The sequence below is a fragment of the Bdellovibrio sp. ZAP7 genome (assembly GCF_006874645.1).
Taxonomy (GTDB): Bacteria; Bdellovibrionota; Bdellovibrionia; order Bdellovibrionales; family Bdellovibrionaceae; genus Bdellovibrio.
Genome location: NZ_CP030082.1, coordinates 2813805 through 2840666, shown reverse-complemented (window position 1 = coordinate 2840666; position 26862 = coordinate 2813805). Strand labels below are relative to the sequence as shown.

Annotated in this window: 29 protein-coding genes; 9 read left to right on the top strand and 20 right to left on the bottom strand. The window is 46.2% G+C overall.

What is annotated here, in order from left to right; translation table 11 throughout:
• The 7 genes from DOM22_RS13685 to DOM22_RS13655 all read right to left on the bottom strand — a co-directional run bounded on the left by DOM22_RS13685 (position 1) and on the right by DOM22_RS13655 (position 7035).
• Positions 1–1365, bottom strand: coding sequence for an APC family permease (locus DOM22_RS13685; RefSeq protein ID WP_142700921.1), 1365 nt, complete (start codon positions 1363–1365; stop codon positions 1–3).
• 11 nt (positions 1366–1376) lie between these two features.
• On the bottom strand, positions 1377–2009 hold the full coding sequence (udk, locus tag DOM22_RS13680) for a uridine kinase (protein ID WP_142700920.1): 633 nt from the start codon (positions 2007–2009) through the stop codon (positions 1377–1379).
• A gap of 6 nt (positions 2010–2015) precedes the next feature.
• Positions 2016–2648 (bottom strand): uracil phosphoribosyltransferase, encoded by a 633-nt coding sequence (gene upp / locus DOM22_RS13675; protein ID WP_142700919.1) that lies wholly within the window; start codon positions 2646–2648, stop codon positions 2016–2018.
• A gap of 23 nt (positions 2649–2671) precedes the next feature.
• Positions 2672–3886, bottom strand: coding sequence for a URC4/urg3 family protein (locus DOM22_RS13670; protein WP_142700918.1), 1215 nt, complete (start codon positions 3884–3886; stop codon positions 2672–2674).
• On the bottom strand, positions 3873–5135 hold the full coding sequence (locus tag DOM22_RS13665; protein WP_142700917.1) for a GTP cyclohydrolase II: 1263 nt from the start codon (positions 5133–5135) through the stop codon (positions 3873–3875). Before DOM22_RS13665 ends, DOM22_RS13670 begins: the two co-directional genes overlap by 14 nt.
• 1 nt (position 5136) lies before the next feature.
• Positions 5137–6612, bottom strand: coding sequence for an aldehyde dehydrogenase family protein (locus DOM22_RS13660; RefSeq protein ID WP_142700916.1), 1476 nt, complete (start codon positions 6610–6612; stop codon positions 5137–5139).
• A gap of 93 nt (positions 6613–6705) precedes the next feature.
• On the bottom strand, positions 6706–7035 hold the full coding sequence (locus tag DOM22_RS13655; RefSeq protein WP_142700915.1) for a DUF1904 domain-containing protein: 330 nt from the start codon (positions 7033–7035) through the stop codon (positions 6706–6708).
• Between the two features lie 151 nt (positions 7036–7186).
• Between DOM22_RS13655 and DOM22_RS13650 the strand changes: the two genes are divergently transcribed.
• The gene (locus tag DOM22_RS13650) at positions 7187–8644 is read left to right on the top strand and encodes a cache domain-containing protein (RefSeq protein WP_142700914.1); all 1458 of its coding nucleotides are present in this window, start codon (positions 7187–7189) and stop codon (positions 8642–8644) included.
• Here the strand turns inward: DOM22_RS13650 and DOM22_RS13645 are convergent.
• From DOM22_RS13645 to DOM22_RS13635, 3 genes are read right to left on the bottom strand one after another with little or no spacing between them, the layout of a single operon-like run.
• Positions 8641–9186, bottom strand: a complete 546-nt coding sequence (locus tag DOM22_RS13645) for a DUF924 family protein (RefSeq protein WP_142700913.1) — start codon at positions 9184–9186, stop codon at positions 8641–8643. The two genes, DOM22_RS13650 and DOM22_RS13645, sit on opposite strands and share 4 nt — an antisense overlap.
• 54 nt (positions 9187–9240) lie before the next feature.
• Positions 9241–9954 (bottom strand): DUF481 domain-containing protein, encoded by a 714-nt coding sequence (locus tag DOM22_RS13640; RefSeq protein WP_142700912.1) that lies wholly within the window; start codon positions 9952–9954, stop codon positions 9241–9243.
• Positions 9955–9962: 8 nt separating this feature from the next.
• Complete coding sequence (locus tag DOM22_RS13635; RefSeq protein WP_142700911.1) at positions 9963–10967, bottom strand: hypothetical protein; 1005 nt, start codon at positions 10965–10967, stop codon at positions 9963–9965.
• A gap of 91 nt (positions 10968–11058) precedes the next feature.
• Here DOM22_RS13635 and DOM22_RS13630 point away from each other — a divergent pair, with 91 nt between their 5' ends.
• Positions 11059–11508, top strand: coding sequence for a DUF2127 domain-containing protein (locus DOM22_RS13630; protein ID WP_142700910.1), 450 nt, complete (start codon positions 11059–11061; stop codon positions 11506–11508).
• Here DOM22_RS13630 and DOM22_RS13625 read toward each other — a convergent pair.
• Positions 11471–11881: a hypothetical protein gene (locus DOM22_RS13625; protein WP_142700909.1), complete on the bottom strand. Its 411-nt coding sequence runs from the start codon at positions 11879–11881 to the stop codon at positions 11471–11473. The two genes, DOM22_RS13630 and DOM22_RS13625, sit on opposite strands and share 38 nt — an antisense overlap.
• Before the next feature lie 196 nt (positions 11882–12077).
• Positions 12078–12518: a hypothetical protein gene (locus DOM22_RS13620; RefSeq protein ID WP_142700908.1), complete on the bottom strand. Its 441-nt coding sequence runs from the start codon at positions 12516–12518 to the stop codon at positions 12078–12080.
• A 226-nt stretch (positions 12519–12744) separates the two neighbouring features.
• On the opposite strand from DOM22_RS13620, the gene DOM22_RS13615 reads away from it, so the two are divergent.
• From DOM22_RS13615 to DOM22_RS13605, 3 genes are read left to right on the top strand one after another with little or no spacing between them, the layout of a single operon-like run.
• Positions 12745–13185 (top strand): MarR family winged helix-turn-helix transcriptional regulator, encoded by a 441-nt coding sequence (locus tag DOM22_RS13615; RefSeq protein ID WP_142700907.1) that lies wholly within the window; start codon positions 12745–12747, stop codon positions 13183–13185.
• 35 nt (positions 13186–13220) lie between these two features.
• Entirely contained in the window at positions 13221–13991 is a 771-nt protein-coding gene (locus DOM22_RS13610; RefSeq protein ID WP_142700906.1) for a hypothetical protein, read from the top strand.
• Positions 13978–15729 carry a S8 family serine peptidase gene (locus DOM22_RS13605; protein WP_142700905.1) on the top strand — a complete coding sequence of 584 codons (1752 nt, stop codon included), beginning with the start codon at positions 13978–13980 and terminating at the stop codon, positions 15727–15729. Before DOM22_RS13610 ends, DOM22_RS13605 begins: the two co-directional genes overlap by 14 nt.
• Positions 15730–15924: 195 nt before the next feature.
• On the opposite strand, the gene DOM22_RS13600 is transcribed toward DOM22_RS13605, so the two are convergent.
• Positions 15925–16233: a hypothetical protein gene (locus DOM22_RS13600; protein WP_142700904.1), complete on the bottom strand. Its 309-nt coding sequence runs from the start codon at positions 16231–16233 to the stop codon at positions 15925–15927.
• Positions 16234–16510: 277 nt separating this feature from the next.
• Between DOM22_RS13600 and DOM22_RS13595 the strand changes: the two genes are divergently transcribed.
• On the top strand, positions 16511–17221 hold the full coding sequence (locus DOM22_RS13595) for a hypothetical protein (protein WP_142700903.1): 711 nt from the start codon (positions 16511–16513) through the stop codon (positions 17219–17221).
• 367 nt (positions 17222–17588) lie between these two features.
• Positions 17589–18605 (top strand): HNH endonuclease, encoded by a 1017-nt coding sequence (locus tag DOM22_RS13590; RefSeq protein ID WP_142700902.1) that lies wholly within the window; start codon positions 17589–17591, stop codon positions 18603–18605.
• Between the two features lie 233 nt (positions 18606–18838).
• Here DOM22_RS13590 and DOM22_RS13585 read toward each other — a convergent pair whose 3' ends face one another.
• The 4 genes from DOM22_RS13585 to DOM22_RS13570 all read right to left on the bottom strand — a co-directional run bounded on the left by DOM22_RS13585 (position 18839) and on the right by DOM22_RS13570 (position 23637).
• On the bottom strand, positions 18839–20746 hold the full coding sequence (locus tag DOM22_RS13585) for a hypothetical protein (RefSeq protein ID WP_142700901.1): 1908 nt from the start codon (positions 20744–20746) through the stop codon (positions 18839–18841).
• Between the two features lie 56 nt (positions 20747–20802).
• Positions 20803–22353, bottom strand: coding sequence for a HAMP domain-containing sensor histidine kinase (locus DOM22_RS13580; protein ID WP_142700900.1), 1551 nt, complete (start codon positions 22351–22353; stop codon positions 20803–20805).
• Complete coding sequence (locus tag DOM22_RS13575; protein ID WP_142700899.1) at positions 22350–23030, bottom strand: response regulator transcription factor; 681 nt, start codon at positions 23028–23030, stop codon at positions 22350–22352. The genes DOM22_RS13580 and DOM22_RS13575 overlap by 4 nt, the downstream gene beginning before the upstream one ends.
• A 172-nt stretch (positions 23031–23202) precedes the next feature.
• Complete coding sequence (locus DOM22_RS13570) at positions 23203–23637, bottom strand: Spy/CpxP family protein refolding chaperone (protein ID WP_142700898.1); 435 nt, start codon at positions 23635–23637, stop codon at positions 23203–23205.
• 247 nt (positions 23638–23884) lie between these two features.
• Here DOM22_RS13570 and DOM22_RS13565 point away from each other — a divergent pair, with 247 nt between their 5' ends.
• A complete protein-coding gene (locus tag DOM22_RS13565) occupies positions 23885–24154 on the top strand; it encodes a KH domain-containing protein (RefSeq protein ID WP_246845644.1) in 270 nt (89 codons plus the stop codon).
• A gap of 77 nt (positions 24155–24231) precedes the next feature.
• Here the strand turns inward: DOM22_RS13565 and DOM22_RS13560 are convergent, their stop codons facing one another.
• Both DOM22_RS13560 and DOM22_RS13555 read right to left on the bottom strand, forming a co-directional pair.
• Positions 24232–24759 (bottom strand): DNA starvation/stationary phase protection protein, encoded by a 528-nt coding sequence (locus DOM22_RS13560; protein ID WP_142700897.1) that lies wholly within the window; start codon positions 24757–24759, stop codon positions 24232–24234.
• Positions 24760–24878: 119 nt separating this feature from the next.
• Positions 24879–25832: a hydrogen peroxide-inducible genes activator gene (locus DOM22_RS13555; RefSeq protein ID WP_142700896.1), complete on the bottom strand. Its 954-nt coding sequence runs from the start codon at positions 25830–25832 to the stop codon at positions 24879–24881.
• Positions 25833–25886: 54 nt separating this feature from the next.
• Here DOM22_RS13555 and DOM22_RS13550 point away from each other — a divergent pair, with 54 nt between their 5' ends.
• Positions 25887–26549: a protein-L-isoaspartate O-methyltransferase gene (locus tag DOM22_RS13550; RefSeq protein ID WP_142700895.1), complete on the top strand. Its 663-nt coding sequence runs from the start codon at positions 25887–25889 to the stop codon at positions 26547–26549.
• 1 nt (position 26550) lies between these two features.
• Here the strand turns inward: DOM22_RS13550 and DOM22_RS13545 are convergent, their stop codons facing one another.
• Positions 26551–26862 (bottom strand): transcriptional regulator, encoded by a 312-nt coding sequence (locus tag DOM22_RS13545; protein ID WP_246845643.1) that lies wholly within the window; start codon positions 26860–26862, stop codon positions 26551–26553.

The following is a 26862-nucleotide window of genomic DNA, read 5'->3' as shown; positions in this document are numbered from 1 at the left end:
TTACTCAGTCGCTCTTTGGGGGAGCACCGTGAAGTATTTTTTTTGGATATAGTAAACCGGAGCGCCGGCCATGATGATCACCAAGCCCCACATGCTTTCCTGAGGGCTTGTCCAAAGCGTGTTAATCAATAACAGCACAGCCAATATCAAGAACACCACTGGCACCACGGGATATCCCCAAGTTTTGTAAGAGCGGGGAGCATCAGGCATTGTTTTTCTGAATTTGAAAACAGAAGCCGTCACCAAAGCATAGAAAATCCACGAAGCAAAAACCACATAGTCCGTCAGCTGATCGAAAGACCCAGACATCGCCAGGATTACCGAGAACACCGCTTGCACCAGAATCGCCACGTAAGGTGATTCTGTTTTAGGGTGAAGCTTCGCCATAGAGGTCGCAAACAAACCATCTTTCGCCATCGCATAAGGCACACGGGCGTTCGTTAAGATCGAAGCATTCATAGCACCAATCGCCGAGAACATCATCGCGATACCTAAGAACAGCACTCCAGCGGGACCCATAAAGCTTTGTGCTACTTTCGCCGCCACGGGAAGAGCTTGAGGGTTTACTTTAGAATTTGCCGTCAGTACTTCGTTAAAAGGCAAAGCATAAAAATAGCAGTAGTGAATCAAGGCATACAGTCCCAGGATCACTAAAACTCCCAAGCCTAATCCCCAAGGGATGTTGCGCGAGGGGTTTTTAATTTCACCGGCCACCATCGGCATATTGTTCCAGCCATCGTAAGCCCATAGCGCCGCTAGCAATGCGGCACCAAAAGCACTGAAACCCGGGAAGGCGGTGCCCGACGCCATCAAGTTTTCTTGGGTGCCTGATTTAGACAGGAATATCACGCCACCGATAATAAAGACCAGCATCGCGACTTTTAAGAAAGTCATAACCGATGCCAGGCGGCCGTTCAGTTGTACGTTCAAACAATTCAAGCAGGAGAACACGATGATCAAGATGACGGCAAAGCCCTTTTGACCACCCATCCAATCAAGGTTCAAGATGGGTGCTGCAAAGGTTGCGGTTCCCACCGCATAGGCTGCGATTGTGCCGGGAGCGCTGACCCAGAATCTTTGCCAGCCGTAAAGGTAGGCGGGCATTTCCCCGAAAGCTTCTTTCAAATACACGTATTCGCCACCTGCGCGTGGAAAAAGAATTCCGATCTCAGCGTAAGTCAAAGCCCCCGCCAAAGACAGCAGGCCTGCCACGACATAGGCGATGAGAACCCACATGGAATTTCCCAGATATTGGGACATGATTGCAGCTTTAAGAAAGACCCCTGTTCCCAGAATCGTTCCGATGACCAGAGATAACACGGGAATAAAGCCAAGTGTTCGGGTCATTTCGGAATTTTGGTTCATCAGGGTGCCTTTCAAATATTGAATTTAGTTGCGAGGTGCAAGCGAACTTGCGCTAAGGCACGATGATAGTCCTCGTGATCCTTGATAACTCGGTGAGCGTGTTCTTTCGAAGGCTCGACAAACATATTGTGCATAGGACGGACTTGAAGATCAAACTGTTTGCGCACTCCTTCTGGAGTGCGGCCACGCTCTTCAACATCGCGTTGCAAGCGGCGTTCAAAGCGAATGAACTCGGGGGTATCAAAGTAGATGGCTTCGTCTAACTCTGCACGCACTTCTGGTGAGTGAAGAATTAAGATGCCATCAACTAAAACGATTCTTGTTGGTTCTTTGGACTCAGTTTCGACTTTGCGAGTGTGAGTGACAAAGTCATAAAGAGGAACGGAAAGAGTTTTACCCTGTTTGAGGGTACGAAGGCCCGCTGCCAAAAGAGCAAAATCTAAACTTTCTGGATGATCGAAATTTACAGAGCCACCGTCCCCATCAAAGCGCGCGGATTGGTCATGGTAATAGTTGTCCTGATACAGGATTGAACAATGATCTTTTCCCAAGAGGTTTTGAAGTTCACGGGCAAAATAGGTTTTGCCCGAGCCACTGCCGCCAGCCACTCCGATGATATGAGGTCGTTGCCACTGTGTATTCATGAGTACCTACTTGGTTTGAAAGAGCCTGTCTCCCGCGTCGCCTAAGCCTGGGACGAGATAGCCGGCTTCATTCATCTCTGTTTCTATATCTAGAGTCAACACTTCTACATCAGGGTGAAAATGATGGATCTTTTCAAGGCCCTGTTCACTTGCCAGAATCGATAAAACTTTGATACGGCCGACTCCATAGTTTTTTAGGCGGTCAATGGCCGCGATAATGGTGTCTGCCGTAGCAATCAACGGGTCACACAGAAGCACTTCTTTGCCTAGAACTTCCTGAGGCATTTTAAAGTAGTACTCCACCGTATTATTGATGAATTTATCTCGGTAAATACCAATAAAGCCGGTGCTGGCAAAAGGGATCATGCTTAAAGCGGCATCCAGCATTCCGTTCCCGGCTCTCATCACTGAAACTACAATGGGAGGGTTGCTGATACGATAAGCCGTCGCCGTTGCAATTGGAGTGTCGATATGGATTTTTTCCATATGAACCCAGTCTTTCATGGCTTCATAAACTAAAATCTTGGTGACCTCTTTCACCATTTCACGAAACTCGTGAGAGTAGGTATTGCGATCGCGTAAATACCCAAGCTTATGGCGCAGAAGGGGATGATTGATAACTTTGGTGCGTGCGTGCATTTGAAAAACCTCGATTTAAAAATTTAAAATACAGTCCCGTCACTTTGAATTTTCAAAGGAGGGGAGCCATCGGGACGAAGCCCTTTGGCAGCTTTGCGGCCCGCCCACCAAGTGCCGCCCTCAAGGACTTTTGCTAAAGGGAAATCCGCTGGATTCTTATGCAGTTCTTTCTGAACAGCCTGACCGATACGATCAAGGAGACTGACCGTTAATCCGCGCCATTCCACGATAATTTCAGAATCAGGGGAGTGAGAGACCTCAGCAAGTTTAGGATCTTTCAAAGAAATCAATCCACGATCTAAAAGCAGGCCGCCGTTACGATACTCCGCAAGACCCGTTAGTTGATCAACGTCCGTTAGTTCAAATCCAGCTTCCATCAAGGGCTCCATCAATGAGTAAGTCATCCACTGAGAAAGCTTGTGGAAGCAAGCAAGGCCCCCTGGAATTTTGTCATAGTGCCAAGTGTCTCCCAGATTCACGCCATCTACTTGCAAGCGGCCGGGCCAAATATCTCCCAAGCCATCCAGAACTGCGCGAAGCAACTGAGGACCTGTGATCTTCATGCCGTATTTCGTTTTTAGATAATCAACCATGCTCCCAGGACGACCCAGTGGGAAAATATTCTTTTTCTCGGCGACTGTACGCCCCAGATTTTGAATCAGTTGCAGGCGTCCCTCGACACCCACGAGTGGATTTCTTTCCGTAACCTGAAAGATTTTGCTTAAAGCTTCGCGGCTTAATGTTTGTAAGCCCAAGTCAGTAGCTTGCAACGGTTCGTCCAGATCATCGGAAAGATAACCAATGATGAATAAATAGAAACTGGCGATTCCCAGCCCCTCTGAGCGCTGGAAGATCTTTCCCGTGCTTTCCTCTTTAAATGACCAAATGTTGCCCGCACCCGCATCCAACAACACCGAAGGAATAACGAGATCAAGTTTGATACGCGCTTGTTCTAAGGGATCTAGATGTTGGATGCGCTTTTTCAACCACAACGTGCGATCCACATTTCCTGCCCGGAAGTGCCCCCACCGAGAGTGAAACGGAATATTTAGTTCCGGATAGTTTTCGCGAATCACCTGCAGAACATAATCCACAACTGCAGGCATTTTTTCCGGATGGTAGCGAAAGTGGGTTTGATCTTTGATGGTTAAATCCAATATTTTTTCGGCACAGTGGCGAACTGCTTGCGGGGAAAGCAAGAAATTCACGTCGATAGCTTGATCATTAGTATTGCTCATCGATCCCCCTTCCTTGAACCATAGCCAGCTCCTGGGCTGTTTTCTGAGCGCCGGGATTAAAATATCCGGCCGCCTTTTTTGCTTCCATTTCGACCTGCGCGTCGGCAGGAATTAAATTGTCAGGAATAGAAATGCGGTTCACTACCGTGATGCCGCTTTTCACGATGGCATCGTATTTCATATTGCTCATCGAGTGCAGATTGTGAATTTTCGTAATTCCAAAGAAATTCAAAATGTCTGGCATCAACTCTTGGAATCGCGCGTCCTCAACCCCGGCGACACACTCGGTGCGATGGAAGTAGGTCGCTGCGGAATCTCCTCCGGCTTGACGTTTACGAGCATTGTACACCAGGAATTTCGTGACCTCACCGAGGGCGCGGCCTTCTTTGCGGTAGTATGCAATAAGTCCCACGCCTCCGCGTTGAGCGGTGCGAACAGCATCTTCGATGCCATAAATCAAATAAGGGCGGCAGGTACAGATATCTGAACCAAACACATCTGATCCGTTACATTCGTCATGCACACGACAAGTGAGCTCGATTTCAGGATTTGCCAGGTCTGCGGTTTCACCAAAAATATAAACTGTGGTGGAGCCGATCGGTGGCAGCATCACTTTCAAATCTGGGCGAGTGACAAGTTCCGGGAACATGCCGCCTGTTTCCTGGAAAAGAATTTTTCTAAGATCGCCTTCCTCAACGCCTAATCTTTTTGCGATCCCGGGCAAGTACCACACGGGTTCAATTGCCACTTTCGTGACCTTGATGTCGCGTGTTTCAGTGATAATTTTACCGTCAATTTTTAGACGGCCTTTGTCGATCGCTTCGTTAATTTCAGGAATTTGCAAGCGAGCCTGAGTCACCGCAATTGTGGGGCGCACATCATAGCCACAGGCATATGCTTCCTTAAAATGCATCGGCACGTCAAAACCCCAGGGATCCAGCGACACGATTTTGTCAGGATCCTGCCACGACGGAAAAGGACCGATTTTCACCGGGCTTTGCGTGTTGTTTAAATCCGGGCGGTGGGAAGTGGAATAACGTTTTTGCGCAATCGAAAGCGCACGGTAAACTGTGTAACTTCCGCTATGAGTTCCGATGGCATTTCTTTTTTTTGTATCCGTCAAAGAACCGATGATGGGCCCGCGTTCCATCGGAGTTGTGGCACCCCAATGGATCGGTAAGCTTTCTTTGAAAACGTGACTCGAGTGCGAGGTAAGTACGACGTGAGGTGATCTTTTAGGTTCGTGCATATTATGACATCCAATTATTGTCGTGTTGTTGGTCCCATTTGACGGTGACTTTTTTTAGGTTTGACCAGAAATCTAAAGAAGAAACGCCCGTGATATCGCCGTGACCAAATTTGGATTCCTGAATTCCTCCGAATGAAAATGGCTCGCGCGGTACCGGAACCCCGACATTTACGCCCACCATTCCTGTGGATGCCATCGAAATGACTTTTTCAGCCAAAGCCCCAGAAGAAGTGAATACGGAGCAAGCATTGCCCATTTTTGATGAGTTTTCGATGCCCATCGCTTCAGAAATATCTTTGCAGCGAATGATACAAAGAACCGGGCCAAAAAGTTCCAGCTTCGCAATATCTTGATCAGGAGAAACATGATCTAAAATTGTCGGTCCCATCCAGTTGCCATTTTCCTGCCCCAGGGGAGGAACGGCGTTTCGGCCATCCAATAAAATTTTAGCGCCCTCTTGAACAGCTTTTTGAATTTGCTGATTTAAGAATTTTATCTGGGATTTATTAATCAAAGCTCCCATATCTTTACCGAGCTCTAAAGAGCGGGCGCGTTCCAGAATTTTTTGAATATGAATTTCCACATCACCGACCGCCAATAAGACAGCTGCAGCCATACAGCGTTGACCTGCACAGCCAGTAAAGGAATCAGAAATTCCCGGGCCTGCAATTTCAGGTTGAGCATCGGGTAAAAGAACGATGTGGTTTTTTGCTCCACCCAGGGCAAGAACACGTTTTCCCAGTTGAGTGCCGCGCTGATAAACCTGGCGCGCCACGGGGGTGGATCCCACAAATGCAATAGCTTGGATATCTGGATCGTCGATCAAGGCTTGTGAAGTTTCAATACCACCTTGCAGAACTTGAAAAACTCCCTCAGGCAGTCCGGCTTCAGACATGGCTTCCGCAATCTTTAAAGAGGTCAGAGGGGTTTTTTCAGAAGGTTTCCAGATATAGGCATTTCCTAAAGCCAGCGCCGTGGGAATTGTCCAGAACGGAACCATCGCAGGAAAGTTAAAGGGAGTGATGCTGGCTACAACGCCCAGAGCTTGTCTGCGGTATTCACAAGTCACTCCGCGAGAGACTTCAAGTTTGCCACCAATATCCAGATTTTGCAGAGACGTCGCAAACTCCAAAACTTCGATGCCTTTTAAAAGCCCGGCTTTACCCTCAAGAAAAGTTTTACCGGATTCAGAGCTTTTCAGATGTGCGATTTCATCAAGGTCGCGCAATAAAACCTGTCTCAAGTTAAAGAGAACTTTGCTGCGCTCCTTGATTGGCGTCGCAGCCCATTTTTTTTGTGCAATGACTGCGGCCTGCACGGCGTGCTGAACATCGTCTTTTGTAGAGTGATGGACTTCGCCGATCAATGCCCCATTGTGAGGGGAATGGATGTTTTGTTTAAATCCGTTACCTGCTTTGAAATGACCAGAAATAAAGTTCAAAACCGGAATCGGCTGAAGAGGAATCTTAACGCTCATAATACTCTCTTGGCTTTTATTACTTAACTTTTAAAAACCAGAATGTATTGATAAACGGTAAGATTGATCAAATTAAGAAAATTTCATGAGCAACTAGAAATGCTCGCCGTTTTCATAGTAGCTGTTTTTGGCTAGTGGTACGAAGACAACTGCGATGTCATCTTGTGGACACAGCTTCTTAATTTTCTCTGTGATGATCTTGGCACTTTTATCTTGGATTTCTTGCGAGCGTTGGAACCACAAAACTTCAACGAAGGGGTAAGCTCCACCGCGGTTGCCTTTTGAAAAGTACTGAGTCTGAACGAGTTCAAAGGAAAAATTATCTTCAGAAGTTTCGATGGATTGGGCCAGATCTTTAACCAGAGATCGGCTGAGTTCTGAGATGTGTTCTTCTTTCATTCCGCGAAATCGTAAGTGAGGCATGGCTATGTGTTCCTTATTGCCGTCATTCTACTCGAGGATATATCAAAGTGGGACAATAAAATTAGAATCCCTCGACATAGTCAGAGAATTCTTCAGCCCCGGGTTGAAACACCCGAATATGTTCGGGTTACAAAACTTTTGGAGGATTTTCATGAATGTACGTATTTGGAAAGGTCGCAGCTATCGGTTTAAGACATTGGCTTTGCTTGTCGCTGCCATTATTCCTCTTTGGGCGATCGTTCTGTTTTATTTGATGCCACTGGTGCGCGACAATATGTATGAAGATCGTCGCGTGATGTTACGCAATACTGTGGATCTTGCGTCGAATACGATCGAACAGTACTACAAACTTTTTGAAGAAAAAAAGTTGACCGAAGATGAAGCGAAGGCTCAAGCTTTGGCGGCCATTTCTAAATTCCGTTATTCCGGCAAAGAGTACTTTTGGGTGAATGACTTTCAACCAAACGTTCTGATGCATCCGATTAAGCCTGAACTTAACGGTAAAGACGTGGGGGAAATGGCGGACCCGAATGGCGTACATTTGTTTCGTGAGTTTGCGTTGATGGCACAGACTCCGGCGGCAGAGGGGTTTGTCAGTTATATGTGGCCTAAGCCAGGTTCGCCAAAGCCAGAGCCTAAAATCAGTTTCGTTCGTCAGTTCAAACCGTGGAAATGGGTTGTTGGTACGGGTGTATATGTCGATGACGTGGAAACTTTGGTACACACTTTTCGCATGAAAGTGATGATTGGCTTTGGGATGGCGTCGCTTTTGGCCTTTGCTCTGTTTGCAACGTTCTCAAATCAGTTGATGAAATTTCTGTCGCGCACAGTACTCGACACCAGTGATGCGTCTAAGCAGGTGAAGGAAGCATCGAACATGCTTTCCAGTGCGGGACAAAATGTGGCCCAGGGTTCGGTGGAGTCCGCTGCAAAAATCGAAGACACACTGGGTGCCGTAAGAAACCTTAATGAAGTCGTCGGGGCAAATCAGGAACGCGCAAATCAGGCTGCTGGCCTGGCTCAGAAATCTGAAGAGGGCGCGGCGACAGGAGCCGATGAGATTCGTCGTTTGATGGAATCCATCAATGCCATGTCTAAGATCTCAAATGAAATCGCCTCGGCGATGGATATTATCGATGACATCGCCTTTCAAACGAATTTGCTGGCATTAAATGCGGCAGTGGAGGCCGCTCGTGCAGGAGAGCAGGGGCGTGGATTCGCAGTCGTGGCCGATGCCGTTCGCAGTCTTTCCCTGAAATCAGCAGAGGCTGCCAAGGAAGTTAAATTGGTTGTGACTAATAACGTAAATCAAACCAAGATCTCATTGGACCTCGCGGTGAAAAGCGATCAAGTGCTCAGCCAGATTGTTTCTTCGGTGAAGAAGGTGAGTGTACTCAATCAGGAGATCGCGGCGACGACTCGTGATCAAACTGATGGCATTCAATCAATTTATAAGTCCATGGAAGTATTAGAGCGTCAAACGCAAGCATTCTCGGCTGCTGCCGAGGAAACCGCTGCGACTTCTGAAGAGATGTCAGCCCAAGCAAGTAATCTTGAGTTGATGGTGAATAATATTGCGGTTGAAGTTGTAGGTAAAAAAGCTGCTTAAAAGCTCGAGCCCGGCATTTTCAAGAATTCCAGTTCCTCGCGGGTCGATTCCCTTCCCAAGATCTCATTGCGGTAAGGGTATCGGCCAAAGCGATCAATGATGCTCTTATGAGCCAACTCAAACTCTAAATTATTTTCTAAGCCCTGTTGCGAGAAAAGACGCATGGCTTCGTGGTGAATCGCTTCTGATTCACTATGCATGTACGGTAAATAGATAAAGGCACGTTCTTGAAGTTTTAGTTTTTGATCATCCCCTGAGGCCACGGCTGTTTGAGCCAGAGCGAGAGCCAAAGTATCATTCTTAAAAGCTCGCGGAGTATCGCGGAACATATTGCGGGAAAATTGATCCAGGATAATGATTTCTGCCAGACGGCCGCGAGGATTTTTTCTCCACAAGTACAGCTCACAGTTTTCCGCCTTGGCATAAATGTCGGAAAAACGCTGACGGATCAGACTGTCAAAATCTTGATCCTTTGCAAACCACAGGCGGGGTTCTGTTTCTTCAAACCAAAATTTCAAAATTTCTAAAGCTGTTGTGTCCATGACTTACAATATACAAAACATGCTTGAAATTGACACCTGTGATGTCAATTCTCATCAAAATGTTGCAACCAGACTTAGTGTTGTGGTGCCTTGATAGCTGGATCCCTGATAGGGATTTTCCATATGGCGCATGATATAGGCGGTGCGAATCGCAAATTTTGAGTTGATCAAATTGGTCAAGGCGAACTCATAACTCATCAGATCTTCATTCGCATAAGTTAAGTTGAATAGATATTCTAGTCCACCGTCAAGAGACCAAGTCTTGTCGAATCGCCACGTAGCTCCTGAAGCAAAGCGCGCTTTGTTCTCATAGACATCTCCTTGGCGTACGATATTGGTGTCACTGTGTAGGTAACCCAGTTCAGCCCACCAAAAAACAGTGGAGTCTTTATGAATCGCATACTGATACCCCAGGCCTTCGTTATTGCGCTGAACATACCCAATAAACGGATCGGCTTCAGAATAATAGTCCAAGTAGACGCGAGAAGCGGGGATGAACTCATTTTCGTATCTTGCACCGGCAGTCCAATGCAGGGCCGAGTCAACTCCTTCAGTGGATGAATTCAAAAAGTCGCCTGCAACTTTCAAGGTATTTCGGCCAAAATCATACTGAACGTCTAAATTGGAGTTGAGGCTTTGAGTGTTGTTCTTACCACGGACTGCCAAAACCCCAGCATCCAGTTCGATATGTAACGGAAGTGGGGCGGGGTTCGGAGTTGTATTGTGCATTCCGATCAGTGAGGCGAGGGCAATGAGTAGCAAAACCATAGCTCTCCCTAAAAGCGATAAGCAAAATTAAATGTGGTGGTGTCACGGTTTGGACTGTGACCGATTTCCATGACGACGGACCAAAATTCGCTCAGCTCCCAATTCACTCCGCCGACAGCATTCCAATTATCGAGTGGTGTTTCTTTCAGGGAATAGCGCACCGGCACGTCTCTGCCGATAGAAGTTCCTGATAATGGTAAAGTGTAGGTGCCGCTTAAAGTGACATCGGAATTAAAGTAGTTCATACCGAGGTAAACACCGAACTTGCCGTGAGTCTCAGTTTTAATGTTGTAACCAATACGGGGAGTGATGTTGATCGCGCGAGGGTTGGTGTCTGACACGTTCACGTCGCTTTCAACATAGGTCGCAGGCATAGCAAAGAACCAGTCTTTGTATCCACCCGCCAGAATAATTCCGATACCCAAGCTGTAACCGTGAAAGTTAATAGGTGCGATGGCATTGATATATCCCTGGCAAAATGCTGGGGGACTGCCAACGTCACAGGGATTCCCTGGCAGCACCATATTATAAATGTCCTTATAAGCAATATTCAAAGGCACATTGCCATCCCCATGAATATATCCCAGGATCCCAAATAGATTTAAGAATGGAAAAAGCCACGCATCGAGTTTCAATTGCCAAGTGGTATTGTTCACTTGCGTATTGTTAAAATTAATAAAGTCGACCGGTGTTAAATCGGCCGCCCCATCGAAGGCCACTTTTAGGTTTTCAATATTGAACCCTTGTGAAAGCTGCGCGTAAATCAAACTCAACCCATAGGGACGGGGGAGGTTAAAGCCTTTATCAATCACCCGCTGGGCAAAAATGGGGAGGCTCCACTCCCACTCGCGATGTGCTGCTTCGGAATCTGTCTCTTTTTGCGTAAAGTTCGGATAAGGCTTTCCTTCAAGGTGTGTCCGGGGACTTAAAATTTGTTCTTCAGCAGAGTTGGCGAAGGAACCAAAGAGACACGAAAGAATAATAAAAATATGAAAATGTTTAAGATGTTTCACATAGTGAGTTCAAGGAAAAGCTCGAAAATCGTCAATAGTTCCTGCGTGAATACATAGTGTCTGTTGACTCTGAAACGGGCAGTTTGAATAGATGCGTGGATTGAAGTTAGTTGCCGTATTTGAAGCTGCCAAAGGAGGAGTCGTTGTCCTCCTGGGAATTGGCGTCGCGAATGTCCATCATATAGCGCATCACTTAGGACTCGAAAACAGCTCCTACTACACATCGGTTTTTATCGAAATTTTTAACAACTTAAATGATCGAGATCTTTGGGAGCTGGTGGTGCTGGCCATGTTATATTCGGTGATTCGTTTTATTGAGGCCTATGGATTGTGTAAGGAAAGATCCTGGGCCGAGTGGTTGGCGATTTTTTCTGGGGGAATTTATCTGCCGTTTGAGATAATCAAAATAGCCGAAGGTTATGCGTGGTGGAAAGTTGTCATCACAGCTGTAAATATCATGATCGTCGGCTATTTGATTTCAATTAAACTGCGAAAGAATACGATTAAAGCAGTGACTCACAAATCAGCATTTCACTTTTAACTTCGCCATTACCTAACGGAATTTGCAAGACCGCTTGCAGAGGGTGTTGCTCTGAGGTTGTGGATGCAGCGTGCTCGATGGCTAATTTTATACCAGAACCCTCAAAGATCACGGGCTGGCGATCGCCATTTTTTTCAACTCGTTCAGAAACTTCAAAGTAAGCTCTGCGAATACCCCCGAACCAGGCTTGTTCGATTTCGATATGATTCAGGCCGGAAACTTTGTCCTGCAAAACGATCAGAGCCAAAGTATTGTCGGTGATGAACTCTTTGGATTGGCAGCGGTAGTTGGGCTGTAAAATATTAAGTTCGATGGCTTGTGAAAGGGGTGAAAAAAATAGAACTGCGAAGAAAATTTTAAAACATGATTTCATAAGGTGCTCCGGATTCTCATAAGAAAGTTTGGATGGAGATCGGAGTATAGGGAAGTTGTAAGGTTTAGCGCAAATTTCAGATTGGAAAGGTTGTCATTTGAAAGTGCAGGAACAGACACGGCCGACCCGGTAAAGGGTCAGCCAAAGTTTTTAAGGTGAGGGAAACCCGCTGACTTTGTTCGTGCCAGCTGAGGTCTTAGTTATACCACTGACCGTTGTAGCCTTGTGGATAACATGCCCATTGAGATCCGTTCGAGCGGTAACCGTAGTAAGCGACACCGTTTTGGCCTCTGTACTGAGTGCAACCTTGTTCAGGCAAGCAAGTCCCGTTCACAGATACATAACCTGACATACCGTTGCATGTTGGTGAGCCAGAAGTTGTAGTCCCATTAGAGTAAGTACCTTGGATACATTGGTTCGTCGCTTGGTTATAACCATAGTCTGCGCTTAAACCATTTTGAGTACATACAGCTGTTGGCAAGCAAGAGTTCGTTTGAGTAACCCAAACAGAACCAGCAGCACAAGAGTTGTAAGTGCCATTGGAAGTGGAAGCACCATTGCTATTGCTCTTAGAGCAGTTCGCGAGAAATAAGGTCATTCCTGTCAGCAAAATCGTAAGCAAATATTTCGTTTTCATATAATCCCTCTTTAGTTAAAAAAAACGTCTCACCTAGGTACTACTCAAGGTCCATGCCATCCCGTGCCATGTGCTAACTCGCTTAAAATCGTTTAAAACGTATCAACATGGGGCATCGAATTAAAACGACGAAAAACGTTAGACAGTCGTCAGTGTGTCCAATTCCACAATTCTGCAACATTTGGGGGATAAAGTTTCTATAACAAACCTGCTCGGGGAGAAGAGTATGTCTGAAGAAATGCAGCTCCATATATTATTCAGTAAGTTAACGATCGATTTTGAGACGGCGTTGGAAGAGTTTTTTCAAGAATACAAACTGACGACTACACGTTTTGTGATTTTGAACCTTCTATATAATAGTCCGGAAGGGATGACTCCAACCGAGACAGCGAAGGCTGTGGGAGTAACGAACGCGACGATTTCGGCGATCATTTCAAATCTCAAGCAAGCCGGCTGGATCCAACCCCAACAAAATGCGGGGGACAGTCGTTCCTATCGCATCGTTTTAACGGAAACAGGACTCGAACTTATGAAGAAAGTCCTGCCGGTATACAACGAGAACATCAGTCGCTTGTGGTCCCAGTTTAATAGCGATGAGAAACGCAATTTAGGGAACCTAATGACCCGTATGAGCCAGCTGGTCGGGGTCATGAGCAAGAATATATAGTGATGTAATCTGAGAAAAGTGCCGATAAGTCCACTATGAAAAAGGGCCTTATCATCATTGGTATTGCAGTATTAGCGGCCTTCCTATTTCGGGAGGGTCAACGCGAAGGCATCAGCACTTTGGGTAAGTCCACAGTGAAGGCCAATGAAGCCCAATCTGAGCGCTTGTCAGAGATGGATCACTCGATCAATACGTCCACGGGCGCATCGGCAAAAACGGAAACTACGCAACCAGCCCCAACATCGGCAGTTGCAAATCCGGAACCTCCACGTCAAATGCAAGCGCGCGAAAGAGTCGCCAGAGACGAGCATACGAACTCTCGTCCAGCCCCTTTACGCCCCGATGTGGGAGTCCTGAAAGAAAATCTTTTGTTCCGATCCAATTCCACGGCTTGGAAAGTATGGACCGGAGTCCGTGCGGTTCCCACCGCTGATTATGCGGGATATGAGGGAGATGTGGTGGGTCGCTACGGTGGCTATGTCATCGTGAAAGACGGGCGCATGGACGGGGACGACGCTAATTTTGAAAAGAAAAACCCTTTGGTGCTTTTTGATGAGCGTATGGGGAATGTCGGGATTGTCCCAGGTCGTGTGATGCTGACCTTAAAAGACAATGCGACCTTATCTAAAATTCAAAAAGAATACGGTCTCAAAGTGATGGACCGTTTCGATCATTTGCATTTGTATTTCGTAACTCCGGCCACTTCTAATTTTGACCTTGGAAAATTCGTTAACGTTCTTAAAAGAGATCCGCGTGTCGCTAAAGCGGAACTGGAAATCGTGAGTCGCAACTATGTTAAAAACTAAAAAGTTTTTAACAGTCTTGTTGCTCGCTTTCGGTGGTACATCGCTGACGATGATGCTCGCGAATTGCAACGGCAGTGGTTTTGAAATTGCCGATTCTTGCTTTAATGATGGTGGCGATCCTTTATTTGGTTATGCTTGGTTCCTAGCTAATTGTGGTCAGGCGGGAGTTTCTAAGTCCGGCGGTACTGCCGGTGTTGATATGAATCTGCGTGCCACCTGGAGTGCGGGAATCTTGGGAGAGGGTATCAAGGTCCGTGTTTCTGACGATGGCTTGGAAAACACTCATGAAGATTTGACGGGAAACTTCCAAACTTCTGTCGCAAGATCTCGCGATTACTATTTGGGTGCTATGGGATCGTCCTATGTGACGACGACGGCTCCTCCTCATGATAAGACCACGGCTCCAACTTCCTATGACAACCACGGGACTTCTGTTGCCGGGATTATCGCGGCTGTGGGTGGAAATGGCGTGGGTTCTCGCGGTGTGGCTCCTAAGGCTGCTTTAAGTGCAGCGAACCTGCTTTCTGCGATGGTCACTCAAGACACGGCAAAGGTTTTGAATCAGGCCACGGGGACTGACTTTGATATTTTGAATATGAGTTGGGGATATGATCAGTACAAAATTACGGATCCGACTCCTTCTTACGAAGCGCAGTTAAAAACGGCCGTTACATCTTATCGTAGTGGTAAAGGTGCAATCTTGGTTAAAGCTGCCGGGAACGAGTTTGAAACTTATTGCAACGGTCAAAGCACAAGCAGCACATGTATCGGGAATTCAAATTTTGACGGTGATAACACCAATCCTTATCAAATTGTGGTTGCTGCGTTAAATGCCAAAGGTGTTTCTTCAAGTTATTCATCACCAGGTGCTGACATCTGGATTTCGGGATTTGGCGGGGAGTTTGGGTATGCCGCTCCCGCAATGATAACGACGGATCGCTCTGGCTGTTCTGCAGGGTGGTCTCAGTCGAGTATTTCAACTTATGTGCCCTTTGAAAAAGGCAGTTCACCAAATTCTCAATGTAATTATACCGCGACCTTTAATGGAACCTCGTCTGCGGCTCCCACTATTTCTGGTGCAGTGGCATTGATGCTTTCTGCAAATTCAAATCTCACGTGGAGGGATGTGAAATACATCCTGGCTAAAACCGCCGTGCCGATGGACTACGTGACCACGGGAACTATTCCTCATCCTTTAGGCACATCGGTTCCGACGGGATATTCCTGGGAGCTTCCATGGAAAACGAATAGTGCCGGATTTAAATTCCACAACTGGTACGGCTTCGGAAAAGTCGATGTGGATGCCGCCGTTGCTATGGCAAAAAGCTACACCAGCAGTTTTGGTACATACACTGAACCGGGCTATACTTCGACCGGAACTATCAGCATTCCCATCGGCGACGGCAGCTTAGCCGGTGCCGCCTACTCGCAAATCAGTATTGCCAATGGTTCTGGTTTGAAAATCGAAAGCGTCAGAGTCAAAGTCAGCATCACTCATAACGATATTTCGCAATTAGCTCTGGAGTTAACATCTCCATCCGGCATGCGAAGCATCCTTGTCAACATGCACAACTCTCTGACCAACGTCCACGACTACGCCGACGACGTTTTCTTAACCAACGCCTTCTACCAAGAACGCAGCGAAGGCATCTGGACGCTGAAAGTAATCGACGGCCGCACCGACGCCGTTAGCGGTACACTCACTTCGTGGTCTATCGACTTCACAGGTGCACCTTAAAGACGAAAATTGAAGCGACCGAGCATCTGCCTTGGTCTCGTCAGTCGTCTGCTAAGCCCAAGTCAGCCACTCGGCCGCTTCAATTTTTGTTTTCAATTACATTCGGAATTAAGAATTTAGAAAAAAAAAGATCCAACCCGTGAAGGCTGGATCTTTGGAAGCTAGGAAGATACTTAATTTTTGAAGCGATTCTAATTACTGAACACCTCCAACCTCTTCTGGAGGTCTTTCACCGCGTGGGCCACCGCCTGGGCGACCGAAGTGAGTTGGTGGTTCGAAACCTTTTGATTTCAAACATGCATCCAATGCTGTTTTTTGTTCTTCAGTTGGAGCCGTCGGTCTTTTGCCTGGTTCTGGTTTTTCCATTCCAACAGAATCGGCGCAGGCTCTGAATGCTTCGCGCTGTTCTTGGCTAGGACCGCCGCTTTGAGCGAAGGCGATCGAAGCTGTGTGTAAAGAAATAATTGAAGCGGCAGTCATCAGAATTTGCTTGGAAATTTTCATTTGGAACTCCTTTTTTAATATTTAAAAGTAGGGGGCTGATCGAGTCCCTCGACTCGGGCCCCATGAGTTAATCCTAGGCAGGAAATGTTGAAGGACCATGGAGATGAAGGTTTTTTATAATTGGTCTGGCGAAGAGTCTCATTGTGAGACGGTTTCTCCGAGGGGGATTCTGGAAACAGCTGAGTTAGTTGCTGAAATGTCTCGGGAATTGACTCTTTTTAGTAAGGATTTTCCCAATTTTAGCCGATGCAGTAAATGCGGTACGGGGGAGTGAATTATGAAGACTATTAAAAAAGTATTGGTTGCAGGCGGCACTGTTGTAGCTTTGGCGCTGGTTACAGTGAGCTTTCAAAACTGCTCGCAAGGAAATACTGAAGATGGCTCCAGCACAGTTGCAGCGGATGGCTACACTGGTGATATTTACTACCCATCAAATGGCAGCCCAGTGGTTTTATCTGCGGGTCAAAACATCACTTTGAAAATTTCAAAGCCAGCTAACGTTAGTGATCTATCCAATTACTATTGGGTTCTATATGATCGAACGGCGACGGCTTCTTATATTGGTTACATCACTCAAAGCGGTTCTTATTTCTACGTATCTTTGCAAGTACGTGGTGATTTGACGACGCAAAAAGATCTACGCATCTATTTGTTCAATCACCAAACGTCTACTTACCTTGATGGTAACGGTATTAAGATCAGTTTGCGTCCTGCAGTTAGCAATCCGTATTCAAATGACTACGTGACGGAAGTTTGTAATCTGAAGCAGAACTCAGCTCCGACGTTTACTTTGAATAAGGCTTCGGCGTCTTCTAGCGCTTTGTATATCTTCGATAACGGTGCGGGCATTGGTAACCTTACTTGCACAATCGGTGGCGTAGCTTACAGCTGCTTGAACGCATCTGCATGGCCAAGCAACTGGGCGTCAGCGACGTTCTCTGTGACAGCTTACAACCGTTGCGGTGTCGCTCGTTCACAAAGTTTCTAGTTTGAGTTTATATTGATTGGATTATCGAAACCCATGCTCTTGCGAGTGTGGGTTTTTTGTTTTTGGGTGGGCAGGAATTTACCCGCGCTACCCGGAAAAGCTGTGTCATGTGTTAATCGTAATTGAAAAGTGTTTGACGTGGTTTTCTTGTCTCTAAATTGCACTTGGGTCGGCTTAGATTTGCTAGTCAAGATCCATCACAAGCGGTTCATTTTCTCTTCTTATATCTGATCCTGAAGTGTTTCATGCGTTCCTCGAATGCAATCGCCGAGCGCTTTTGAAATACTGAAGTCGCGCAAAATCGCGCTTTAAAAATCCATGCTATAAGGTTTCTAACTTAGATGTGACATGCATTTCGGAGGAAACCATGGACTTAACTTTATTGCCTAATACCGAACTATTAAACCGTGTTGAAAAGCTTGCACGCACCGAACGCAAGATCACTCATTTGATTTTATGGCATATTGTGGAAGTTGAATCTCGTCGTCTGTTTTTGGATTTGGGATATACGTCGTTATTCAAATATATGACATCTCATTTGCATTACTCCGAAGATGCAGCTTACCGTCGCATTCAGGCGGCAAGATTGCTTAAGAAAGTCCCGCAGGTCGACAAAGCTATTGAGAACGGTTCATTGAATCTGACACAGCTTCAAAATGTTCAAAAGTGTTTAAATGTTGAAATCGCAAGTGGAAATAAGATTTCGGTTGAGCGAACGGAGGCTTTGCTGGAACAAATCCAGAATAAATCCAGCGTGGAGACATACAAGATTTTAGCCGTGGAATTCAATCAGCCAGTTCAAGAACACGAAACTTTAAAACCGCAACGTGATGACTCAACCCGAATGCAGATTACTTTGACGGAAGATCAGATGAAGGAACTTCAGCACGCAAAAGATCTACTGTCCCATGTTCTTCCAAATCCGTCTTGGGCAGATTTGATTTCGTACCTCGCGAAAGCAGAAATCAAAAAACGGCTCGGAAAGGAAAAGTCAGAATCTTTGATTGATTCTGAAAAGAACCAAGAGGAGAAGGCTGTTGCAACGGCTAACGAGAAAGTAAGGCTGGGCAAAGATAAGTCCGATAGTGAGAACAGCATCTTTGCAGTTGGTGAAAAGGTTGTTGCTGATAACGGGGCAAAGAATCGCATGCACTCGCGTAAACAACTGAAGGTAACATCACGACGTATGCTTTTAGTTAAAGCAAAGCACCATTGCGAATTTGTCCATGAAAACGGGGAGCGTTGTCAAAGCAAGTATCAACTGCAAGTGGATCATAAAGTTCCACTTGCTTTGGGAGGTGGTAATGACGTGGAAAACTTTAGAATTTTGTGTCGCACGCACAATCTTTCGGAAGCTCGTCGCATGGGAATTTCTAGGCATTGAAGTTGTGAATGTGTGCCAGATAGAAGCTAGGATCGTAATGATGTTTTGGTGTTTCTGGGGAAGTTGAAGTAGGTATTTGACGCGGGATTTCTGGGTAGAGCGGTTTTACTGGCGCTGAGGTTGGTAAAAAGGCGAGCAAAGATTAGTTGTATGTTGCGATGAATATTCTAGCCCACTTCACTAGAGGAAGTGGGTGTAATTTCAATTTTGGACTAAGTTAGGTTCTGAGAAATTTAGCGGCCTGTTCCTGAGATCACGGAACCCGTGGATGTTGTTGTCGAACCTAGGATTGGCACAACACCAGGAATTGTTGTACTTGTCGTCGCATAGGGAGATGTGTACACGTTTCCGTAGTTGTAACCGGAAAGTGACGTGTTCAGGTAGCTGCTTGGCAACGAGTAGCTTGTTCCGTATGTCGTGCCGTAGTTAGAGCCCGTGATCACTCCGCCGGGCAAAGTTGTTGTATTCGTCAAACCTATTGGTGAAATGAAGCTGTTTGAACCAGCCCCATATCCACTGTAAACACCCGTCGCGGATTGCATGGCGCTTAAGTTATAATTCATCTGCGCGATTTGCTGCTGCAAAGCGTACATCGACGCATACTGAGAGTTCATGCCGTAAGCGTTGGCACCGTACATCGTGTTTAAACCGTTCGCGCCGTATCCAGACATTCCATACATCGAGTAGGGATTCATCGTATTCCCGTACATCGAACCGTTCATGCCGTTCATTCCGTACATTGAGTTCACGCCATTCATAGCGTATGGATTCATGGAGTTCATACCGTTCATTCCATACATAGAATTTCCCGCACCATACATTCCATTCATGCCCATCATTCCGTTCATACCATTCATCCCGTACATCGAACTCCCATACCCAGAATTCCCAAACGGCGAGCCCATGCCCATGTAAATCCCACCGCTCATGCCAGTCATTCCATTCATGCTCGATGGATAACCAAACACGTTGCTACCGGAAGAACCCATCATCCCGTACATGCCGTTCATACCCGTCATGCCGCCAGTCATTTGACCGCCGCAACCGAAACCACCTTGGCCCGAGGAATTATTATTCATCATCCCGTAAAGACCTTGAGCAATGTACGGATAACCGTAACTCATCACCGAAGGCGTTTGAGTCGGGTAGCCCAAGTTCGCATTATTCTCGGTCACCATTTGATTCGTTTTGTAACCGGCATACATCGCACCAGCACCCAAAACAACATTTGAGACCAAGTTCGCCGTATTTGAAGACGTGTCTTGATAGTTATAAGAGTTGCTCTTAGCCATACACTCAATACAAACCGAACCCTCAGCGTTGGAATTTTGACGAGCCTCTTTCAGATCTTCTTGAGCCATTTCCAGCTTCCGAGTCAAGCTTTCTATATCACCTTGAAGTCGAGCAGACTTTTGCGCATTCGTACGAAGGGAGCTGATCGCAGATTTGCACGAGGAAGCGGCCCCACGTGAGCTGTCAGCGCGGAATTTTGCATTGTCGCAAACCGCTGTGAAGACCGCGCCATTCGAGCGAGCATCGCAGTAGCTTTGCCATTCTTGTAAAGAGAAAGCCTGAACTTCAAGCATATTTGAGTTGCCACCGTGAGCCACAGCAGGTGACGACTTACGAGATCCAGCAATTTCGCCACCGGCCTTGAAATCACTCGGAGGTTCGGACCCGTCAAAACCCTCCGGTGGAGGAGCGGGACGTTGACGTGAGGAAGAGGCACTTTGCGGTGCGCGTACGGATCCTTCGTCAGATATTTCAGACCCATCATCCGAAGAGTTAAAATTCACATACTCAGAACAGCGACGGGCACTCTCCATATGCGCGATCATAAAGTCGGCGTAGTCCTCAGAGATATTCTTTTTTATATCGGACTTAGATCGCTCGGCTTCACGATCGTATTTTTTCTTTTCGCTTTTCTTTTCAGAGATCTCTTGTTTGAGCTCGCTGATGGTTTCTTTAGCTTCTTGAACCTCGTCGGATTCAACTGCTGCCTGGGCAGGACGTTGTTGGTAGGCGCAGTTTTGATTGCCACCCCAATAACCTGTGCCCATCAGGGAAGTATTCATCATCTGCGCCCGTGATGGTAGAGCTATGAAAGTGATTGCTGCTGTGATCAGTAACCTTGAAAACATAATGCCCGCCTTTTCTATATATAAAAGGTAACGGGCAAGTGTTTAATGATTGTGGACTATGCTTTAGGGAGCCAAAATGAGACACGTCCACCAAGAACCGAGTGGTTAGAACTGTCAGTGATAATGTTCTCGGCTTTAAGTTCGCCTCCATGAAGCTGGAGGATTTCTCTCATAATCACAGAACCGATCCCGACTGAGATACGTTTGCCAGACGAACCATCTGTCAGACTGCGACTCGCTTTTTTATGACCGAATTCTTTCAGCGAAGTATCGCTAAACCCCGGGCCGTCATCGCTGATGGAAAGCTGCAGCTTCGGTCCGCCATTAGAAATGCTGATTTGAATTTTAGACTTCGCAAAGGACGAAGAGTTTTCAAAGGCATTTCTAAGCAGGCGATCAATCAATTTCGAAGATCCCATGAACTGAGCCTTGGAAGCATCGATCGTGCAGTCGATATTAAATGCCAAATTAGGATAGCGGTTCTTAAACACCGTGACTTGATCCTGCACGCGTTCCAAGAGATTAATCTCCTCAGTTCCAGCAGAGTACTTGGGCTCGGTTATCTGGGCCAAGAATAACAAGTCTTCAACCAATTTCCCAAAGTATTCCACTTCAGAAAAACAAAGTGACACGATCTCTTGACGCTTTTCCGCCGACAAGCGAGTTTCCCCAACTTGCAAAGTCTCCAGGAAAGTTTGCAAAGAGGCCAGCGGCGTGCGCAGATCATGTGCCAAATCCTGTAAGAGCTGGCGACGAGCCTGGTCCGCTTTGCGCAAGCTTTCAACCATGCTCTCAATATCGCCGGCCATCTGATTAAACGCATTTACCAAGGGGGCAAGCTCCTCGAATTTTTTCGAAGGCAAACGCGCTGCTAAATTGCCATGACGAAGCTCGCCTAAAACATTGAAGGCTTCTTGTGCCCTTTCGCGATATCTCGAGAACTGATAAACCAAGGCAATACCCACAGAAACCAATGTAAAGATAATCAAAAATCCGACAGTGATAAAAAGCGGATTGCGACGATCCACGAAGGATCCGCCGGGACCACTAGGGCCTCCAGGGGGAGGACCCATTTGTCCCGGGGGACCTCCGGGGCCACCGCAGGGGCGCGGTCCACACATAGCTCCGCCGGGAGGAGGAGGCATGCCTGGTCCACCACCAAATGGAGGAGGATTAAATCTGTGGACGAAATACACTCCAGCAAATTTGGTTTTTGAAACTTCAATTTTTGGAGGACCAAATTCCATTTCGCCGAAGCGAACGGCTTTGTCTTGAGCCAAAGAGCTTACTTCCGCGTCACTCAAAGCACGCGGCAAGACGGGGGCTCCGTCGATCAAGCTTTTGCCAGCAGCATCGATCAATTCAAAGCGAAGAAAGTTATCAGACGTGTTGCTGGCTTGGAATTTTTGAAAGGCCACAATCGGATCGCTGTCCAATTGCTCATATAAATTTCTAAACAGATAGTTCGGTGGTTTCACATAGCGAACCTGGGCTGGCCGGTCCAAATAGGAAACCAACCACGCCGAACCAAACGCCATGAAGATAAAGACGATAATGATCGAAACAAAGATAAAATAGTTTCGACGAAATAAGGAACGTACGATCATGACGATTTCTCCAGTCGGTAACCCTGTCCATAGACGGAGTTAATTTTGACCGTGGTAACACCATTTTTTGTAAGTTTTGAACGAACGTGACTGATATGCGAATCGACGGTTCTATCAAACAGTTCTTCTCCAGAGGAAAGGCTCGAAATGAGTTTTTCACGAGAAATGATAGTCTCCGGATTTTCAAAAAATACTCGCAGGATTTCAAATTCTCGACGGTTCAAAGTCACCATGGAGGTTTCGGTTTTCAGAACCTGTTGATTTTTAATCAACGTTAAGCCGGCAAAGCGCAAAAGATCCAGCGTCGGCTTACGATCATTCAGCTGGTTTTTGATGCGGGCTAAAATTTCTTTTTGTCCAAAGGGTTTACGAATGTAATCGTTGGCACCATGTTCGAATCCTCTCACCACACTTTCCTCGTCCGTACGGGCCGTCAGAAACATGATGGGAGTATTGATGCTCTCATTGCGCAGCCATTCGCAGAATTCGTAACCATTTCCATCAGGAAGGTTCACATCGAGCAAAAATAGATCAATCCCGGATTGAGTTTTAAATATTTCCCGCCCCGCAGCCAAAGTTTTCGCCCAATGAACTTGGAATTGTTCCAACTCCAATTGCATCTGGATTGCTTTGCCTAAAATTGGATCGTCTTCGAGGAGGAGTATTTGTGTCGCCATAAACCTTAAGGTATCAAAATAGATCCTTATCCTTAAGTTTCATTTTCAAACATAAATGTGGAGGGAATATGGAGCTGGACGAAAGTCTCAGAATGGGACAACATATAGTAGAAAAAACTACGGGCTCTCCCTCAGGAAAGCCCTCGTCACAATTCAAGTAATTGTTGCCGACTTATTTCAAGTCTTCCAGGCAACGCATCGCTGGATCACGTTGTTCTGGAGTTAGGATATCAAAGAAAACTTTCAGGTGGAAATCACCCATTAGTTTTCCCATGGCTGTTACCTTAGCACCCACATTTGCTTGGGAAGCAATAGCGTCCTCACGAGTTGAAGTCGAGCTTGAGAACACACGTTTCATATCACGGTACGCCATTTTTACGTCGCGACGAAGTGGTCTTTTTGCAGCCGTGAAGTCAAGGAAAGCATTTTTTAAAGCAGTTTGTTGTTCCGCCGTTAGATCAACTTGTTTACAAGAATCAGGTGCATCGGCTTTTGCGTATACGATGGAGTCAGCCATCGCCACTGTTAATTCTGCCTGATCTGCTTGAGCAATGACTGGAGTCACGAAGGCCGCGATAACAGCTAGTTGAGTAAATCTTTTCATCATTTGAATCCTCCTATGGTTGTTGGAGTCTCGATTCAAATAAACTTCCTTGAAAAAGAAAAGTTGAACTCGTTCACTTTGTCGAATTGAATAATAGCCAACCGAGTTATCATGTATATGAACATTTCGTGGAGTATCACCGAATAGTTTTCACATTTGCGGTGGGGAACAGTAGGACCAGAAAATATTCTGTTGTTGCGGACAAACGATTTTGAAGCAACAATTTCTTGTGTAGTATGTAGGAGTTTTTGTGACAGTCGAACAACAATTGAATGAAGCACGTCAACGAATCGGATCAATTATGGCGACAGTGGTGAAAGAAATGACTTCGTGTACGGATAAAGTGGAAGTCACTTTTTCCTGCGGAGAAAAAACCACGATTTATAAAGTTGATCTCCCTCAGGAATACCGCGGCAAGCTCATCGGTGCGCAAGGTAAAAACATCTCATCCCTTAGAAACATTCTGGGTGCCATGGCGGGAAATCACGGATTCCGTGCGATCATCGAACTTGTCGTTTAAAAATTTCAACGAATAATATTGAAAAAGACAAAAGGCACCTAAGCAAGGTGCCTTTTGCGTTTAAAAAAGCAGCGCCACTAGGAGAGATGACTGCGAATCATCCAGGCTGCTTTTTCGTGGAAGGTGATCAAGTCCTCATACAGTGTCACAGCACTCGTCTCCTCTTCTTGTTCCGCTGTTTCCAGACGGGCTTTGTAGAGTTCTGCAAGAGTGGTGTGGTCGGCTGTTAAAATATCGATCATTTTTGTCGAACTGAGTTTTTCATCAGTGCACTCTTCCACATCAGACAATTTTTTAAAGGCTTGAAAGCTTCCAGGAGCTGGGGATTTCAAGGCGCGCAGAATTTCTGCGGAGCGATCCACAAACTCCGAGATGTCTTCGTATTGTTCTTCAAACAATTTATGCAAAGAGAAGAACAAAGGTCCTTCCACATTCCAGTGGAAGTTTTGGGTTTTAAGTTGCAAAAAATATTCATCGGCCAAAGTTTTTTTCATTTCTTCAATGGTGCCAGACTGTGCGGCAGTCTGTGTGCTTTTCGCAGAAGCTTTATTGAAAGTATGCACGGTTGGGTTGGCTGTTGATTCTTTTTGAGCTGCGTATTTCATAGTTTCCTCCTAGGGCAAGTATCTAATGACAGACACAGGATAGGCGCACTTGAAGGAAATGAATAATCTTCTTTTGTTATGAAATGTATAGGCTATTTCTATATGTCATAAAGCACGGACTAACTTCTGTGCCCCAAAGGATTGTCCACTTTGAATTGAGACTTCGAACGGGTCAAAGGCATGTCTTTAGGAAGCGCAGAAAGAATGGTGTCTGTGAGCGCCGTTAGCAGTGCTTTGCGCTGAAAATGAGGTCCATGGAGAACGCTGACTTCTCTAGTGGGAACGGGCACGGAGAACGGTTTAAGACGTTTCTTATCCTCCACATCGTCGGCGGCCAAAAGAGGTAACAAAGTGAAACCGTCACCTTGGTCGACCAATTTCTTTAAAGTTTCTAAGCTTCCACCCTCAAAAGAAAAGTTCGCGGAGCTATTCAAATTTTTTCTGTTCTTGCACAGGCCTAAACTTTGCTCCCGGAAGCAGTGGCCTTCGCTAAGCAATAACATTTCATTTAATGACAGATCTGATTCATCGACATGTTTTTTCTGTAACAAAGAATGTCCAGGCGAAAAGTAAGCGACGAAGGGCTCATAAAACAAAGCTTTCTGGGAGATATTGAGATCATCGATGGGCGTCACCGCGATTCCTAAATCCAGGGAGTTATTGCGAATTTTATCTACAATAGCTTGAGTCTCCAACTCGTCGATTACCAAGTGAACCCTCGGGAATTTTTTCATAAATTGATTCAGAAACAGTGGGAGTAGATATGGTGCCAAAGTAGGTATGATGCCGATTCGCAAAGTTCCACTGATCGCACCTTTGTTTTCATCGACGATTTCGCGAAGGTGCTGTGAGCTTTGCACGACCAGGCGTGCTTGTTTTAACACCAACTCACCAATCTGGGTGGGGCGAACAGGCTGCCTTGTTCTGTCAAACAGGATTACGTTGAGTTCATCTTCGAGCTTTTGAATCTGCATGCTAAGTGTAGGTTGTGTAACGTGACACTGAGAAGCTGCTTGGCTAAAACTTCCCGTGTCTCCAACCGCCAGAATGTATTCCAGTTGAGTGAGTGTCATGAATTCATCGTGCCTCTGGGGATTTTATCGTGCAAGGGAAATAAGGATTTCAAGATGGAACAATATCAGGATTTGCTTCTGAAAAAATCTCTCCCGCTGTCAGAACAAGTTGTGGAGGCTTACTACCGTTATCCACGTCACTTGTTTGTGCCTGAGTACACCCTTCAGGAAGCCTACGAAGACACACCTCTCTTGCTCTACAAAAGGGGCGCTTTTGTTTCCACCATTTCGCAACCCAGTTTCGTGATGCGAATTTTGGATATGTTGCAACTTGCACCTGGGCACAAAGTTTTTGAACTAGGCGCGGGCTCAGGTTGGAACACAGCTTTGATGTCTTATATCGTGGGACCGCAGGGAAAAGTTGTGAGCTCTGAAATCATCCCCGAAGTTGCAGACCGCGCGCGTGGGATTCTGGATCAAATGCGCATCACCAATGCCAAAGTATTCACCGGCGATGGTTTTGAGGGCTATGGACCGGAAGCTCCTTTCGATCGTATCATTTTTACGGCCGGCTCTTCTGAAATGCCAGATAAGATTTTTGCGCAATTGAAAGAAGACGGATTGATGGTGTTCGTGAAAAAAGAGGACAAGAAAGCCGATATGCTTCAGCTGATTAAAAAGTCCCACGGAGAGCAGCAAATTTTAAATTCTATTCCTTGTTCATTTGTGACCGTGAATCGCGAGTCGGAGTCCCGCCTGCAAGACGGGACTCCTTAAGTTATGGTTTCGGTAGTACATCGGGACGGGGACTTGGCTTTTTAGGTGAAAGCTCCATCGTGCGTTCTTCCTTTGCGGCCTTCGGAGTTTGCTCCTCCTCCTCTGGTTCATCGTAAAGATGATAGTGGGAAGCGATTTCAGCAAATCGTTCGCTGGCCTCCTCGATTCTCATTCCAACTTTTCTTTCCAATAAATCCACGATGGAATGACTGTTTCCGTAAGTGCTGTCTAGATCGTTCTCCGTCAGCTCATGCCATCTTTCCATCAGCTCTTTTTTCAAGTCCTGCCAAGCATGGCCCGGTAGATGTGTCAT